Origin of the sequence: Bacillus sp. USDA818B3_A, from assembly GCF_009928415.1 — a bacterium.
Classification (GTDB): domain Bacteria; phylum Bacillota; class Bacilli; order Bacillales; family Cytobacillaceae; genus Neobacillus.
Window position 1 is genome coordinate 66,224 of record NZ_JAABNN010000009.1, and the last position, 13,737, is coordinate 79,960.

14 protein-coding genes are annotated in these 13,737 nt (G+C 42.3%); 4 read left to right on the forward strand and 10 right to left on the reverse strand.

Features of this window, described 5'->3' with window-relative positions:
• Window positions 1-295: 295 nt before the first annotated feature.
• Entirely contained in the window at window positions 296-1,144 is an 849-nt protein-coding gene (locus tag GXK58_RS15930; protein ID WP_160724227.1) for a CheR family methyltransferase, read from the reverse strand.
• A gap of 8 nt (window positions 1,145-1,152) precedes the next feature.
• Window positions 1,153-3,825: a CHASE3 domain-containing protein gene (locus GXK58_RS15935; protein WP_237389692.1), complete on the reverse strand. Its 2,673-nt coding sequence runs from the start codon at window positions 3,823-3,825 to the stop codon at window positions 1,153-1,155.
• Between the two features lie 333 nt (window positions 3,826-4,158).
• On the opposite strand from GXK58_RS15935, the gene GXK58_RS15940 reads away from it, so the two are divergent.
• Window positions 4,159-4,614 (forward strand): Dps family protein, encoded by a 456-nt coding sequence (locus GXK58_RS15940; RefSeq protein ID WP_160724150.1) that lies wholly within the window; start codon window positions 4,159-4,161, stop codon window positions 4,612-4,614.
• A gap of 191 nt (window positions 4,615-4,805) precedes the next feature.
• Here the strand turns inward: GXK58_RS15940 and GXK58_RS15945 are convergent, their stop codons facing one another.
• The 4 genes from GXK58_RS15945 to GXK58_RS15960 all read right to left on the reverse strand — a co-directional run bounded on the left by GXK58_RS15945 (window position 4,806) and on the right by GXK58_RS15960 (window position 7,596).
• Window positions 4,806-5,963 (reverse strand): PP2C family protein-serine/threonine phosphatase, encoded by a 1,158-nt coding sequence (locus GXK58_RS15945; RefSeq protein WP_160724151.1) that lies wholly within the window; start codon window positions 5,961-5,963, stop codon window positions 4,806-4,808.
• A 73-nt stretch (window positions 5,964-6,036) separates the two neighbouring features.
• Window positions 6,037-6,822, reverse strand: coding sequence for an RNA polymerase sigma factor SigB (sigB, locus tag GXK58_RS15950; protein WP_160724152.1), 786 nt, complete (start codon window positions 6,820-6,822; stop codon window positions 6,037-6,039).
• Window positions 6,788-7,270 carry an anti-sigma B factor RsbW gene (gene rsbW, locus GXK58_RS15955; protein WP_160724153.1) on the reverse strand — a complete coding sequence of 161 codons (483 nt, stop codon included), beginning with the start codon at window positions 7,268-7,270 and terminating at the stop codon, window positions 6,788-6,790. Before rsbW ends, sigB begins: the two co-directional genes overlap by 35 nt.
• A gap of 14 nt (window positions 7,271-7,284) precedes the next feature.
• Window positions 7,285-7,596, reverse strand: a complete 312-nt coding sequence (locus GXK58_RS15960; protein WP_160724154.1) for an anti-sigma factor antagonist — start codon at window positions 7,594-7,596, stop codon at window positions 7,285-7,287.
• 205 nt (window positions 7,597-7,801) lie between these two features.
• Here GXK58_RS15960 and GXK58_RS27040 point away from each other — a divergent pair, with 205 nt between their 5' ends.
• Window positions 7,802-7,972, forward strand: coding sequence for a hypothetical protein (locus tag GXK58_RS27040; protein WP_202171381.1), 171 nt, complete (start codon window positions 7,802-7,804; stop codon window positions 7,970-7,972).
• A gap of 117 nt (window positions 7,973-8,089) precedes the next feature.
• Here GXK58_RS27040 and GXK58_RS15965 read toward each other — a convergent pair whose 3' ends face one another.
• The gene (locus GXK58_RS15965) at window positions 8,090-8,497 is read right to left on the reverse strand and encodes a hypothetical protein (RefSeq protein ID WP_160724155.1); all 408 of its coding nucleotides are present in this window, start codon (window positions 8,495-8,497) and stop codon (window positions 8,090-8,092) included.
• Between the two features lie 380 nt (window positions 8,498-8,877).
• On the reverse strand, window positions 8,878-9,801 hold the full coding sequence (locus GXK58_RS15970; RefSeq protein ID WP_237389694.1) for a magnesium transporter CorA family protein: 924 nt from the start codon (window positions 9,799-9,801) through the stop codon (window positions 8,878-8,880).
• A gap of 129 nt (window positions 9,802-9,930) precedes the next feature.
• Between GXK58_RS15970 and GXK58_RS15975 the strand changes: the two genes are divergently transcribed.
• Both GXK58_RS15975 and GXK58_RS15980 read left to right on the forward strand, forming a co-directional pair.
• Complete coding sequence (locus GXK58_RS15975) at window positions 9,931-10,200, forward strand: hypothetical protein (RefSeq protein ID WP_160724157.1); 270 nt, start codon at window positions 9,931-9,933, stop codon at window positions 10,198-10,200.
• A 47-nt stretch (window positions 10,201-10,247) separates the two neighbouring features.
• Window positions 10,248-10,964 carry a TrkA C-terminal domain-containing protein gene (locus GXK58_RS15980; RefSeq protein WP_160724158.1) on the forward strand — a complete coding sequence of 239 codons (717 nt, stop codon included), beginning with the start codon at window positions 10,248-10,250 and terminating at the stop codon, window positions 10,962-10,964.
• A gap of 41 nt (window positions 10,965-11,005) precedes the next feature.
• Here the strand turns inward: GXK58_RS15980 and GXK58_RS15985 are convergent, their stop codons facing one another.
• A complete protein-coding gene (locus tag GXK58_RS15985) occupies window positions 11,006-12,004 on the reverse strand; it encodes a LacI family DNA-binding transcriptional regulator (RefSeq protein WP_160724159.1) in 999 nt (332 codons plus the stop codon).
• A gap of 71 nt (window positions 12,005-12,075) precedes the next feature.
• Window positions 12,076-13,503 carry a glucuronate isomerase gene (gene uxaC / locus GXK58_RS15990; RefSeq protein WP_160724229.1) on the reverse strand — a complete coding sequence of 476 codons (1,428 nt, stop codon included), beginning with the start codon at window positions 13,501-13,503 and terminating at the stop codon, window positions 12,076-12,078.
• Window positions 13,504-13,737: the final 234 nt, after the last annotated feature.

The following is a 13,737-nucleotide window of genomic DNA, read 5'->3' on the forward strand; positions in this document are numbered from 1 at the left end:
TGTGGAATACCCTGTCTGTCGTAAATGAAACAAAAAAGCCATACCCCCATGGGAGGGCAGGCTTATAAATTTTGTGTGCTGCATCGTTTATCGGCGGTTTTCCAGCTGTTATCGGCACTTTATGGCAGTTTATCGGCACTTTTTGAGAGTTTATCGGCACTTTTAAAAAAAGCCGTTTGTCTGCGCTATTTCATTTGCAGTTTAGGAGCATATTTTAGTAGTTTATCAGCACTTTTTAAACATCCATTTGTCCGATCACCAGTTAAGAAGCACCTTTCTCAGTTCTTCAGCACTCTTACCTTTTCCGATAAATCCGTTCCTGAGAATTAAACTCCTCATATCTCAGACTCTTCGGCACAAATAAAAGCGACTCTTTACTGCCAAAGCCCACAAAGCCGCCGTCAGCCAAACTGCTGTGAATCAAGCGGTGGACTTGCTGCTGGAGTTCGTTATCAAAATAAATCATCACATTCCGGCACAAAATCACGTGAAATTCGTTAAACGAACCATCCGTCACCAAGTTATGCTGGGCGAAAAATAAATTCTCCTCAAGAATCGGAAAAAAATACGCAAATTGGTGATCCGTCGTATAATACTCGGAGAAAGCCTTCTTGCCGCCTGCTTTTAGATAATTCTTTGTGTATTGCTGCATTTTCTTTAGAGGAAAAGCCCCCTTCTGAGCCGCGGCCAGTGCCTTTTCATTCATATCCGTCGCATAAATCTTCGTCTTATCGCCGAGGCCTTCCTCCATCATTAGAATCGCCATCGAGTAAACCTCTTCCCCCGTGGCACAGCCGGCATGCCAAATACGAATCTCCGGAAGGTCACGCAGCAAGGGCACTACCTGATTGCGAAACGCAGCGAAAAAGCTGGGATCGCGGTACATCTCCGTCATCCGGATCGACAAGTCGTTCAACAAGCGCTCCAGATACCCTTTCTCATGCAGCACTTTTTCGAGCAGAGCGGTAATCGTTGGAAGCCGCTCTGCCTTCATCCGGTTCAAAATCCTTCTTCTTAACGATGCCCGTACATATCCTCTAAAGTCATAGCCATACAGCTGATAAAGTCCTTGCAGAAGCAAATCGATCTCTATTTCCTGCAGCTCATTCACCGTTTCTTCTTTTTCTGTTAAAAAATCAATCATCTCGTCGTTCAATCTTGATTCACCTGCTCTGTCAGCCATACCCGCATCAACGAGAATAGTTGATCGATATTCAATGGCTTCATGATGTAATCGGAAGCGCCTGCCTCCATACACTTGTCCCGTTCCCCTTTCATCGCTTTCGCCGTCAAAGCAATAATCGGCAGATGGTTCATCTGCAGTTCTTCACGGATCACTTTCATCGCCTCATAACCACCCATGACCGGCATCATGATATCCATAAAGACAAGGTCAAAGTCAGCCCGATTTTGGAGCATATCTATGGCTTCCTTCCCGTTCTCTGCCACCTGCACCTTTATACCCTTTCTCTCTAAGGCGGTCACCAGTGCAAAAACATTGCGGCCATCATCCTCCACTAAAAGGACTCTCTTCCCTCTAAACAACTGTTCATCCGGGCATTCGCCTTCGTCTGCGGCCGTTTGCGAGTCCTCACTCACCCATTCTGGTTCCCCGCTTACCTCATTGGCTGCGGCTGCCGCTTCTTCCAATGCCATCTGAACGTCGAGCGGTACTGCCTCTTCTGCTTCCGATCGGCTAGGTATATACAGCGTAAACGTACTGCCCTTTTGCGGTTCGCTCTGAAGTTCAAGTAAGCCGCCAAGCAGACGGGTAAATTCACGGCAAATGGACAAACCAAGCCCTGTTCCTCCATATTGCCGGTTCGTTGTCCCATCCACTTGCTGGAAGGCATCGAAAATGATCTGCTGCTTATCTTGTGGAATGCCAATGCCTGTATCTGTCACAGAAATGGCCAACACTGGTTCTCTCCTTTGTTTATTCATCAGCTTGTCAGCTTTGTCGGCAGGGGCCAGTCCGATTTTTAAAGTAACACCGCCCCGTTCCGTAAATTTGAATGCATTTGATAATAGATTCTTCAAGATTTGCTGCAATCTTTGCCCGTCGGTTGAAATCACCGGCGGTATATCGGAATCGGTTAGGACCTCAAACTGTAAATTCTTTTTCGCTGCCACCGGGTTGAACATATTCCGTATGGTCTGTGGAATCTCCGTTACATTGACTTCATCTGTTAAAATTTCAATTTTTCCTGCTTCAATCTTTGATAAATCAAGGATATCGTCGATTAACCGCAGCAAGTCTGCCCCGGAGGAGTTTACAACCTGTGCGTATTCTGCCACTTCCTCCCCATCCATATCTCCATTATTTTCCATTAACATCTGTGAAAGGATGAGAATACTGTTTAATGGTGTCCGGAGTTCATGTGACATGTTCGCAAGGAAATCTGTCTTATATTGAGAACTCATCTGCAATTTTATCGAAAAATCCTCCAGCTCATCTTTTGCTTTTTTAAGCTCGAGCGCCCGTGTCTCGGCAAAATCCTTCTGTTCCTCCAAATAATCATTGGAAAGCCGCAATTGTTCTTGCTGCATTTGCAATTCTTCGGATTGGGCCTGCAGTTCTTCAGATTGCGCTTGTAATTCTTCGGTAAGAACCTGCGATTCCGCTAGGAGCCTTTCGACTTCCATCCGGCCATTTACACTAGAGATAGACGAGCCGAATTTATCCTGAAGTAAATCCAGCAAGGTTAAGTGCTGGGATTCGAACGGCTGCAGTGATGCAAATTCGACAACTGCTTCTACTCGATCTTCAAATAGGATCGGTGCAATTAATAGACTTCGCGGGTTCGAAGCGCCTAGCCCGGTTGTTATTTTAAAATGATTTTCAGGGATTTGATCGATTAGAAAAATCCTTTTATCATGGGCTGCTTGCCCTATGACTCCTTCTCCTAAACGGAAGCTCGTTTTGACGAAGTCTTCAGCGCCGAGGGCATAGCCGGCCACTTTTACAAAATCTACTTTGCCTCCTTGTTCGCGGCGAAGGTATACCACCCCATAGGTTGCTTGAAGCAAGGGGGTTAGTTTGTTAATAAACAATTTGGTTAGTTCGTTAATGTCCGTAATCCCTTGATATAAAGTGGAAATGTCGGTCATGCTATTCTGCACCCAGCTCTGCTTTTCAAGACTGCTAAGCAACTCGTTCATGGCGTCAGCAAGTTCCCGGGTCTCATCGCGTGTGTTGACTTTTATTCGTGATGTCAGATCGACATTGTCGTTTCCTTCGGTAATTCCTTTGATGGTCCTTACTACCTGTTTGATTGTTTTAACAATCGAGTTAGAGAGGAAAACAGCGATGGCAATCGTAAAAACCGTTACTAAAATAATTAACCCATATAATAATAATTTTAAATTATTCGTCCGCTCATTCAGTTCAGTGGTCCGCTCTGCCGTCAATTCTTTTTCTGCGGCTATAAACGAGTCAAACTGCTTGCGGAGCTGATCTGTGACTTTCTTTCCGGTGTTTTTTGCAAAATACTTTTGAATCGTTGCCGTTTCTTCGTTCTTTTTAGCATCGATCAAATATTCCCCAGAAGTATTGATCCAGTTTAGAATCAACGGTTTAATCTCTTCCAGGTTCCTTTGTTGGGACCCATTCATTTCTAATAGGGAATGAAGGTTATTGTAATTGTCCAGCCAGCTTTTGCTGCCATCATTATAGGGTTCGAGATACTGCTGATCTCCTGTTAAGACATAACCCCTCATTCCGGTTTCCATATCCAGCACATTTTTTTGGATTTGATTGGCCAGATCATGGATTTCAATATCGTTTTCGGCAACAAAGTCGACCTCATTTTGCAAATCTGTCATTCTATTAATGACCGTTAGCAGTGACAGTACCAAGCAAATGAGGATCACTAAATAGCCGACGATAATTTTCGCATGAATGTTAAAGTTTAAGCCTTTTATGGTAACCGCCCCCTAATATAGTTTTACTCTTATTTTAACCTGTAAAATTCTAGGATTCATCCGTTTAAACAATTTTGATACTATAGTAATAGTTTCATTGCCAGTTCATTTATCCTACTTCTTTTACCCGTTTTTTCATTCGTTCAAACCTTTTTTTAAAAAATTTTTTGTGGTTTCAGAAGACTTTTTGAGGGGTAGTTAATTGATAGACAATGATTTTGGAGGTTTGATAGAATGGCTAAAACGAAAGAAAAGACCCAAATAACAGAGGCCCTTAACCAGCAGGTAGCCAATTTTTCGGTGCTTTATATGAAGCTGCATCATTATCATTGGTATGTGAAGGGTGAAAATTTCTTTACTTTGCATGTTAAGTTCCAGGAGTTATATACGGAGGCTGCCTTGCATCTCGATACGATTGCGGAAAGGATGCTGTCACTGGGCAAGGAGCCCACTGCCACTCTTAAGGAGCAGTTAGAGCTTTCATCTCTTAAGGAAGCGAATGGAGATGAGACATCCCAGGAGATGGTGCAGGCGCTGGCTGATGATTTTGAGACTGTCTGCAGCGAGCTTACTGAAGCTATTACAGCTGCTGAGGATAAAGAGGATCAGCCGACAGCCGATATGTTTATTGAGATTCGGACTTCGCTTGAGAAGCATTTGTGGATGTTTAAGGCTTATTTAGCTGAATAGATTTTTTAAAGAGGGTGCCTGTTTGGAATGCGGGCACCCTTTTTGTATGGTTTGAATTTTGACTGTTTTGGAGGCTTCATAACTCCTGAGTAAGTGATCTTGCCGTCTGCTCGGGAGTTATAAGTCTCACATAACTCCCGAATTGGGAGGCTCCCCGCTTGTTCAGGCGTTATAAACCAACCCTCTCTCTACTAAAGGGCTTCCTGTCCACCATTCGTCGAAACCATCACCAAACACATATCATCCTTCGAATCCCCCATCATCTCCGAACCATGCTCCAGTTGCTCAAATAATTCACTTGGCCCCGCATTCCTTTGCTCTTGCAAACTACTAATAAGCTTCGAAATCGCATCCTCATACTCATCCTCAAGCGCCTCCGACAGCCCATCCGTAAACAGCAATATCTGTGCCTCATCCTTATAAGTAATAATCCCTTTTTCCACCTCAATCTCCTCAAAGAAACCAAGCGGGCAGCAGCCAGTCTTCAACAGCTTTACTTCTTCATCCACAATCATAATCCCAGCCGGATGACCGGCATTCACATATTCGATCGTCCGCTCAGCCGTATCAAGCACAAAATAAATAGCCGTAAAATAATAGTTTTCCATTCGGTCAGGCATCTGGAGCTGATTCATCCGGCGATTCAGTTCAATCATCACCGCCTCAGGGTCGCAAATCCCCGTAATGGCATCCTTCAACGTAGAATATATGTACATACAAACAAGCGAAGACGAAATCCCATGCCCCATCATATCAAGCAAAATGACCCCATAGCGGCCCGGGCTGATTTGGTACCAGGCGTACAAGTCACCGGCAAGTTCAAACGATGGCTGATAGACGGCTGCAATGTTCACATCCTCATTTTGAATCGGATCACTCAGCATACTTAACTGTACCTGCTTGGCCAAATTCAACTCGTGCTGAATCCGCTTATCCCGCTCTTTACGAAGATCCTTCTCATACTTCAAGCGGAGGACCGAACGAATCCGTGCCAGAAGTTCGACTTTATTAATCGGTTTCATGACATAGTCAAGAGCACCGGCATCCATCGCCTCGGCCATTTTATAGGAATCCCCCATTGCCGTAACGATAATGATCGGCAAGTCTTCGTACCGCTCATTGGCAAGAATCGTCCGGCAGGCTTCCAACCCATCAATCTCCGGCATCATCAGATCCATTAATATCAAGTCAACAGGAACCTCCGCCGGATTAGGCTCCTCGAGTTGTAAATAATGATATAACTCCCTGGCAGAAGACAACAAAACCAGCTTATCATACCCAGCCTTCTGCAAAATCTTCTCAATAATCATCAGATTCGTCATATTATCGTCCACAATAACAATATTCATAACTTCCCCCTGTTGCAAAAGGTGCCTGTCACCCGAAGGGTGACAGGCACCTTTTATTCTATTTAAATAGTAATTACCCTGAGAATGGGGCTGCACCGGCAAGTTCTTTTCTAAGTTTTTCGATGGCTTTTTTCTGCAGGCGGGAGACATGCATTTGTGAGATTCCTAGTTGCTCTCCTGTTTCTTTTTGACTCTTATTTTCCACAAACGTGCACTGTATGATCTCTTTTTCCCGTTCTGATAAAACATGGAGGGCGCTTTCTAGCAGGAGTCTTTGGTCTACCTTTTCATAACCCTCTTCCTGCGTTCCGAGGATGTCTAAAGCGGTTACTACATTTCCCTCTGACCCTGTTTCAATCGGCATGTCGACAGAGGCAGATTGGTAGCTTTTGCCCATCTCCATTGCTTCCAATACTTCTTCTTCCGAAAGTTCCATATATTCCGCAATTTCGTGGATTTTTGGAGAGCGCTGATATTGATTGGTCAGCTCGTCCACTACCGTTTTAATCTTTGGCCAAACTTCCTTAATCCGTCTCGGTACATGGACACTCCATGTTTTATCACGTAAGAACCGCTTAATTTCTCCAATGACTGTCGGAATTAAAAACGATTCAAACGATCTTCCGGCCCCTTGGTCATATCTTCGGATGGCAGCTAATAAGCCAATCATACCAACTTGCATGATATCTTCATGAAACTCGCGGCCCTTTGAATACTTCCTTGCCAGACTTCCTACAAGAGCGGTGTAATGTTCGACTAACATCGTTTGGGCTAAAGAATTTTCATTTTGTTGAAATTCCAAGATTAGAGCATCAATCTCTTCCTTAGTTCGCTTCATGGGTTTTGGCAATTGTCCCATTCATCTCACGCTCCCCACTTAAGTACTTCGCCATGAAGACCGTTACACCGGAATGATTCAAAACACGTACCTCGTCCATAAGTGTTTCTATCAGGAATAGACCTAACCCTCCCTCTGACAGTTGTTCCACCGTACTTGATTCTGTATAGGGTCCGAGCTGATTTCTGGTCTCGATAAAATTAAAGCTCTTACCGCTGTCAGCGACCATCACCTCTAACTTGTCCTCATAGATGCCAAAGCCTAACGTTACTTCCCCGCCTTCTTCCGTGGAATACGCATGCTGGACCGCGTTTGTAGCAGCCTCGCTGACGGCAATTTTAATATCTTCAATTTCCTCGTATGTATAACCCATGCGGCTGGCAATTCCTGATAACGTTAAACGAACCACACCAACATAATCCGGTTTTGCAGGAATCTTCATTTCAATATAATCCATCACTTGTTTCATCGTCCTCCCCCCTCTTAATTTACAGAAATATTCATTATATTTCCAAGGCCTGTAATCTCAAAAAGCCGTTTCAGTCGATCCGATAACTCAATCAGCCTTAGTTCACCGCCGTTTTCCTTCAGCTTTTTAAATAAGCCAACGAATACACCCAGTCCAGTACTGTCTAAATAGGAAACATCCTTAAGGTTGATAATCATTGTATTTTTCCCTTCGGCGAGCGGTAATAATTCCTCGCGAAGGCTTGGTGCTGTAAAGGCATCAATTTCGCCTGCAAGCAGCACGGACACTTCCTCGTTATTTTGATTTATATCTATATTCAGATTCATTTCCTATCACCTCTAAGATATTTATTGAGTATATAACCAAGTTTTATAAACTCTAAACCTACTTTTTAAAAAAATATTTGATTATTATTATACCAAGTTCTATTCATATACCGAATAATCCTTAAGTCCCATTCCTAAAGTAATGGTTTCTGCTTCTATTAATTGGGTATATAAAAGCTACCAAAGCATAAGGGAGTGCTTATCAATGGATGAAATAAAGAAGCTAAAAACGAAATTGAAGGTTGAAGAAAAGAAAAATGGTTCAATGGCACCGAACTTTGATGAAGTCAAAAAGCTTGGAAAAGAAATGAAGGAAAACAAAACAGGCTCAGAACTGCAGGAGAACGACAACAAGGATCCTGATCCATTGCAATAGGTAGCAACGGCCTGCTCGTGGGGCCGTTATTTTTTTTTACCATTGAAAAGGGCCTGCACCCATTTAAAGTGCAAGCCCCTTATTTATATTAAATATCGTTTCCGTTCCTTGCATTCATTAGGTATGTTTCTCCAGCGGATCATCTTGATTATATCTCTGAAAATATTCATCTACCTGCTTCTCGGGATTCGGATCTCTATTCTTATTCTTTTCTTCAAAGTTATTCGTTAGACGGCCGTCTTGGTCATCGTCTCTGACAATGTTATAACCATAGAATTGGTGCTCCGGTTCTTGTTCATCTTCAGAAGACCGGGCTCCGCCAGATTGTCCATTCTGCCTGAACTGTTCTTGGTGCTCTCTATTTCCTTGCTGTGAATTTTGAGCATCCATCCAGTTCGCTTGTCTGTTGCCGTCCTTTTGCTGCAGGTCCTTATCATTACCCATCTGCTCATTTTTATAAAGAGCGTCATCGGTTTTCATACCTGCTTCTTCCATATTACTTGGTTCCCTAGCCTTTTTAGTCATCTTATATTCCTCCTTTTTTTCCTAGACTGCTGTTTTTCATCCCTAGTTTTTCAACAGGTTTTACCGAACAGGCAACCACATACTTCAACCACCCTCTTTCTTTTAGCCAGCTTGTTGCTAGCCTATATTCATGTAGTACCACCAAATTCCCTTACTAAAACCTTTTTTTAAAAAAAGGATCTGTTAAATTTGGCTGTTGATTTCCGCTCCAGGCGCTCGCTTTCCGCGGGCGTGCCGGGGAGCCTCCTCGGCGCGTTAGCGCCTGCGGGGTCTCCCCTACCCCGTACTCCCGCAGGAGTCGAGCGCCTTCCGCTCCAATCAACAGAGTTTTTTTTCAAAAACATTGTGGTTTAACATAGCCTAAAAAAACATCTAATTCACTATTTAAAAAACGACCCGCGCTTTTTTCCCTTCAACAAATCACCGGTCCAGCCTTTCATTTTTAAATAGCCATACAAAAGGATGGTCGAAATAACAATCAAGAAAATGGAAAGGTAATAGCCATAGCGCCACTCAAGCTCCGGCATATTCTTAAAATTCATCCCCCATAAAGCCCCGAAAGCCATAATCGGCGTAAAAATGGAAGTCATGACCGTTAAAGTTTTCATAATTTCATTTCCTCGGTGGGAAGAAATGACTTCTTCTAAATTGATCAGTGAGTCAATTTCATGTTCGTATTCATTCAGCAGCACCATCGCCCGCTCAATCCGTTTGCACGTACACGAGAAAAAATCCCCTTCTTTAATATGAGGGAAATTGATTTCATCAATCGCCATTTTCACTTCATTAATCGGAATTAAGAGGTTTTTACAGATTAACAGTTCATGTCTCCGCTTATAGACAAGTTCAAGGATACTGGTTTCATTTCTTTTTTTGACGTTCCATATCAGCGTCTTCAGTGCCTCCTCAAACTGATCAATCCCGATCAGCATGTCGTTCATTATTTCTCCTAAAAAAAGTAAAAACCCTTCCACCGCATTATTCGTCTTGGATAACTCACGAGTAAGCAAGTCAGGATTGACAGTGGTAATTTTGAGGTCTGCCGTTATCAACCGCTCGGCCGTTAAAAAAAAGTGGAAGATCTTATAATCCTGTTCATCTGTATAGCTTTGTTTATAAATGAGGGAACCATTAATCACTTTTTCACCGTTTTCTAGGCAGGTCACGCGCAAACTATTCGTTTTATCATTTCCTACCTGCCTCAGCCATGCCGCCATTACAGGGTCTAAACTTGAGTCCGGCTGGATGTGCTTCAATTTTTCACTAGTAGACTCCACCCATGTCCACTTGTTCCTGCCAATCACTTTTTCCAAAAAGAATCCCTCCTCTTTAGAAGGATTTCCCGCTCATCCCTTCATTTAAACGTTTCATCTCACAAAAAGCGGGTATCCACTAGAATAGATAGGTTGTTCAATCTTAAGGAGGGAATACGAATGAAACGTGTCTTAAGTACGAGCTCATTATTGGCAGTCGGGGTAGGTGCTACTGCCGCCTATTGGCTAAGTAATAAACCTAACCGAATCAAAGCGGAATCATTATTAAAAGACTGGAAACGAAAAATTATGCCAACCGTCTATCAGAAAAGTGAACAGCTTCCGATTGATAAAGGCGGGAACCCGCATCCGCTTGATGTAGAGGATAACAAAATGGTCGATGAAGGCGCGCAGTACTCCGTTCAATTTTATAATGAAAAATTACAGTAACAGTTGGGGCATCCGGCCCCAACTATTTTTTTGAGTGAGGTGAAAAAATGAACCTCTTATTTTTGTTCATTTACTTGGTCATTATTTTAGCCGTCATTGAAATATTTGTTGTTTTATTCCGCTTAACCGGACTTAAAGTAGAAGTTTCGAGGTTCCAGGTCATCTCGATGATGACGGGGACCGGTTTTACGACAGGGGAATCCGAGCTCATCCTGGGCCACCCCATCCGCAGGAAACTTGCCTTGATCCTCATTCTGTTTGGTGCCTTCTCCCTCGCTGTCATTATTTCATCTATTAGTGAATTTCTATCAGAAGGTCTGAAAGCAAAGGAGATATTAATTGGCACCTTCGCCGTCATCATCATTTTGGTAGTGTTAAAAATAAAGGCTGTCCAGCGGCAGCTTACGAAGTTTTTTAATCGGGAAATGAAACAGAATATCGAACTGGCCGATCTCCCCCTTCGTGATGTTTTTTTGAAAAATAAAGAAGATTTTCTGCTCCATCTTTTTATATATGAGGACTCGAAGCTCGTCCATCAAACGCTCCAAGAAGCCGTCAAGGATCACGATGAATTGGAGCTGGTTGTCTTGTATATTCAGCGGGGCGATATCCAGATTCGCAAACATCTCTACGATACAAAGATCCACGAAGGGGACCAGCTGTTAATTTATGGTGTTGAAGATGTCATCCACAAGGTCTTTCAAGATGATATTTCAATCATGGAAAGAAACCAAATGAACCATAACGATCCAACGATTATTTAAAAAGCCAAACAGGAATTTTTCCCGTTTGGCCTTTAAAAAGTTTATTTCCTCGTAGAAACAGATTTTCTTATGATTAGTTCCGTTTCAACGAAAATCCTTTCTCCCTTTACCTGTTGGCTTTCTACCGCTTCTAAAATTTTTTCTGCACCAAGACTGCTGATCTTTTCAATGGGCCGTTTCACGGTTGTTAAGGGAGGATTCGTATATTGTGCCGATCGTATATCGTCAAAGCCGATGATAGAGATATCTTTTGGGACCGTTAATCCTCGGGCAAACGCTGCGTTAATCGCACCAACGGCCATGTCATCATTCGAGCAAAAGACGGCTGTTGGCGGATTTTTTAACGACAGCAGCTTTTCCATGGCATGATATCCACTTTCCATATCATAGTCCCCTTGAACCATGTATTCATTATTGATGGGGATTTGCTGGTCAATTAACGCCTGCAAATACCCTTCTCTCCGCTCGATCGTGGACTTGAACCCTTTCATCCCTTCAATAACCGCAATATCCCGATGACCTTTTTCAATCAGATACTTTATCGCACCACAGGAGCCTTCCCGGTCAGTTGATAAAATATTAATGATCGATTGATCGCTCATCTCTCTATTCATAACAACAATGGGAATTTTTTGATTCAATACATGATAGATAAAAGCATTATCTGCTTCACTTTGACTCATTAAGATAATCCCATCAAACCGCCTAAGATGGATCGATGAAAAATCGTGATAATCATCGATGCCTCTTACAAATAAATTGTAATTCTCATTGATTACCCGATTTACACCAGTGACGGTATCAGCAAAGAAACTGGAAGTAGTACCAGTTGAGATGCTTGTAAAAAAAAGGCCGATCGTATAGGACTTTTGCATAACCAGGCTTTTGGCATTGAAGTTAGGTGTATAGTTTAGCTGGGAAGCTAATTCTTGTATCTTTCTTTTCGTTTCTGGCTTTATCAGCGGACTGTCATTTAATGCACGGGATACCGTCGTATGGGATACGTTTGCCAGTTTTGCTATATCTTTGATTGTCACCATGTTCCTTCACCCCTTATTTACCTTCCGCTTCACTAACCAGAATTCTACTATATAAAACTGTTTAACTGCTACTAATAAGAGTGTGAGCCCACTTTGAGGTCGAAGCCAAAGTATTCTTTTGCATTATCATAACAAATCCCTTGGACGATTTTACCTAAGAACTCGGTTTTATTTGGAACTTCTCCATTTTCCACCCATTCAGCAATCATGGAACATACGATTCTTCTAAAATATTCGTGTCTCGTATAAGAAAGAAAACTTCTTGAGTCTGTCAGCATCCCAATGAACCGGCTGAACAGTCCCATATTGGATAGTGCCCTCATTTGTTCTAACATTCCATCCTTGTTATCATTGAACCACCAGGCTGTACCGAATTGAATTTTCCCTGGGATTCCTCCGCCTTGGAAATTACCGATCATCGAGGCAATCGTCGTGTTATCGTTAGGGTTCAATGAATAGATGATTGTCTTTGGCAGCCCGCTTTCCCGTTCAATCGAATCTAGTAATCTGGATAATGGCTTTGCAATCCCCTCATCGTTAATTGAATCCCAGCCCGTATCAGGGCCCATGGCTTCAAACATTCGGCTATTGTTGTTTCGCAATGCATTAATATGGAATTGCATCGCCCAGCCCAGCTCACTATAAAGACTGCCTAGAAACTTATAGGTGTGCGCTTTGTATTTCTTTTCGTCTTCAACCGAAACGGTTTTCCCCTGTAATGCTTGGTTGAAAATGCCGGCTGCTTCTTCTCTTGTGGTATCCGCGTACATCATTTGATCAATGGCATGGTCAGAGACTTTGCAGCCAACCGAATCAAAAAACCTTACTCTTGATTCAAGTGCCTTTAGGTAATCTTCATAAGATTCAATCGCAATCCCTGCGGCTGTTTGAAGTTTTTCCACCCAGCCTTGGAAGGTGCCTCTATTAATCTCTAACCCTTTATCAGGTCTAAAGCTTGGTAATACCTGAACGTCAAAATCGTCTTCTTCTTGCAATTTAAGGTGATACTCAAGGCTGTCTATCGGGTCATCTGTTGTGCAGACTACTTTTACATTCGATTTTTTAATAAAATCTCTTGCAGCAAAACCCTCACTGTTTAATAAAGCATTCACACGTTCCCAGATTTGCGGGGCACTTTCTTCGTCCAGTACATCATCTATTCCAAAGAATCTTTGCAGCTCCAGGTGTGTCCAGTTATAAACCGGATTTCCGATTGTCATTGGAACGGTTCTTGCCCAGGCCATAAATTTTTCATAGTCGCTTGCGCTTCCAGTAATGAACTGTTCCTCTACCCCATTGCTTCGCATTAACCGCCATTTGTAATGGTCGCCATCCAGCCAAATTTCCGTGATATTTTTAAAGGTTTTATTTTCGTAGATTTCCTTTGGACTTAAATGGCAATGGTAATCAATAATTGGCATTTGTTTTGCATAATCATGATATAAACGGACAGCGGTTTCATTTTTCAACAGAAAGTTTTCACCCATAAACACACTCATGTTTTCACCGGCTTTCAATTTAATATGACCATCATCTATTTTGTTAACGTTAACATTATGTTTTAAAAAAATATACCTCATAAAAAAACACCAAGTACTTACACTATAAATCTTTTAACTTACTAATGTTAACGTTAACATTTTACATATTTTTATCATACTCCCTTCCTTCCTAATTTTCAAACCATTTTTTCACAAATCTTCACATTGATCTATATTACCCTCTTAAGTTTA

Excerpts from the sequence above, each read along its gene's own strand:
- GXK58_RS15975 (WP_160724157.1), top strand. The coding sequence starts at position 9,931 with ATGAAACGTGTCTTAAGTACGAGCTCATTATTGGCAGTCGGGGTAGGT.
- GXK58_RS15935 (WP_237389692.1), bottom strand. The coding sequence starts at position 3,825 with ATGACAGATTTGCAAAATGAGGTCGACTTTGTTGCCGAAAACGATATT.
- GXK58_RS27040 (WP_202171381.1), top strand. The coding sequence starts at position 7,802 with ATGGATGAAATAAAGAAGCTAAAAACGAAATTGAAGGTTGAAGAAAAG.
- GXK58_RS15960 (WP_160724154.1), bottom strand. The coding sequence starts at position 7,596 with ATGAATCTGAATATAGATATAAATCAAAATAACGAGGAAGTGTCCGTG.
- sigB (WP_160724152.1), bottom strand. The coding sequence starts at position 6,822 with ATGGGACAATTGCCAAAACCCATGAAGCGAACTAAGGAAGAGATTGAT.
- GXK58_RS15965 (WP_160724155.1), bottom strand. The coding sequence starts at position 8,497 with ATGACTAAAAAGGCTAGGGAACCAAGTAATATGGAAGAAGCAGGTATG.
- GXK58_RS15945 (WP_160724151.1), bottom strand. The coding sequence starts at position 5,963 with ATGAATATTGTTATTGTGGACGATAATATGACGAATCTGATGATTATT.
- GXK58_RS15940 (WP_160724150.1), top strand. The coding sequence starts at position 4,159 with ATGGCTAAAACGAAAGAAAAGACCCAAATAACAGAGGCCCTTAACCAG.
- GXK58_RS15985 (WP_160724159.1), bottom strand. The coding sequence starts at position 12,004 with ATGGTGACAATCAAAGATATAGCAAAACTGGCAAACGTATCCCATACG.
- GXK58_RS15980 (WP_160724158.1), top strand. The coding sequence starts at position 10,248 with ATGAACCTCTTATTTTTGTTCATTTACTTGGTCATTATTTTAGCCGTC.
- rsbW (WP_160724153.1), bottom strand. The coding sequence starts at position 7,270 with ATGAAACAAGTGATGGATTATATTGAAATGAAGATTCCTGCAAAACCG.
- uxaC (WP_160724229.1), bottom strand. The coding sequence starts at position 13,503 with ATGAGTGTGTTTATGGGTGAAAACTTTCTGTTGAAAAATGAAACCGCT.
- GXK58_RS15930 (WP_160724227.1), bottom strand. The coding sequence starts at position 1,144 with ATGATTGATTTTTTAACAGAAAAAGAAGAAACGGTGAATGAGCTGCAG.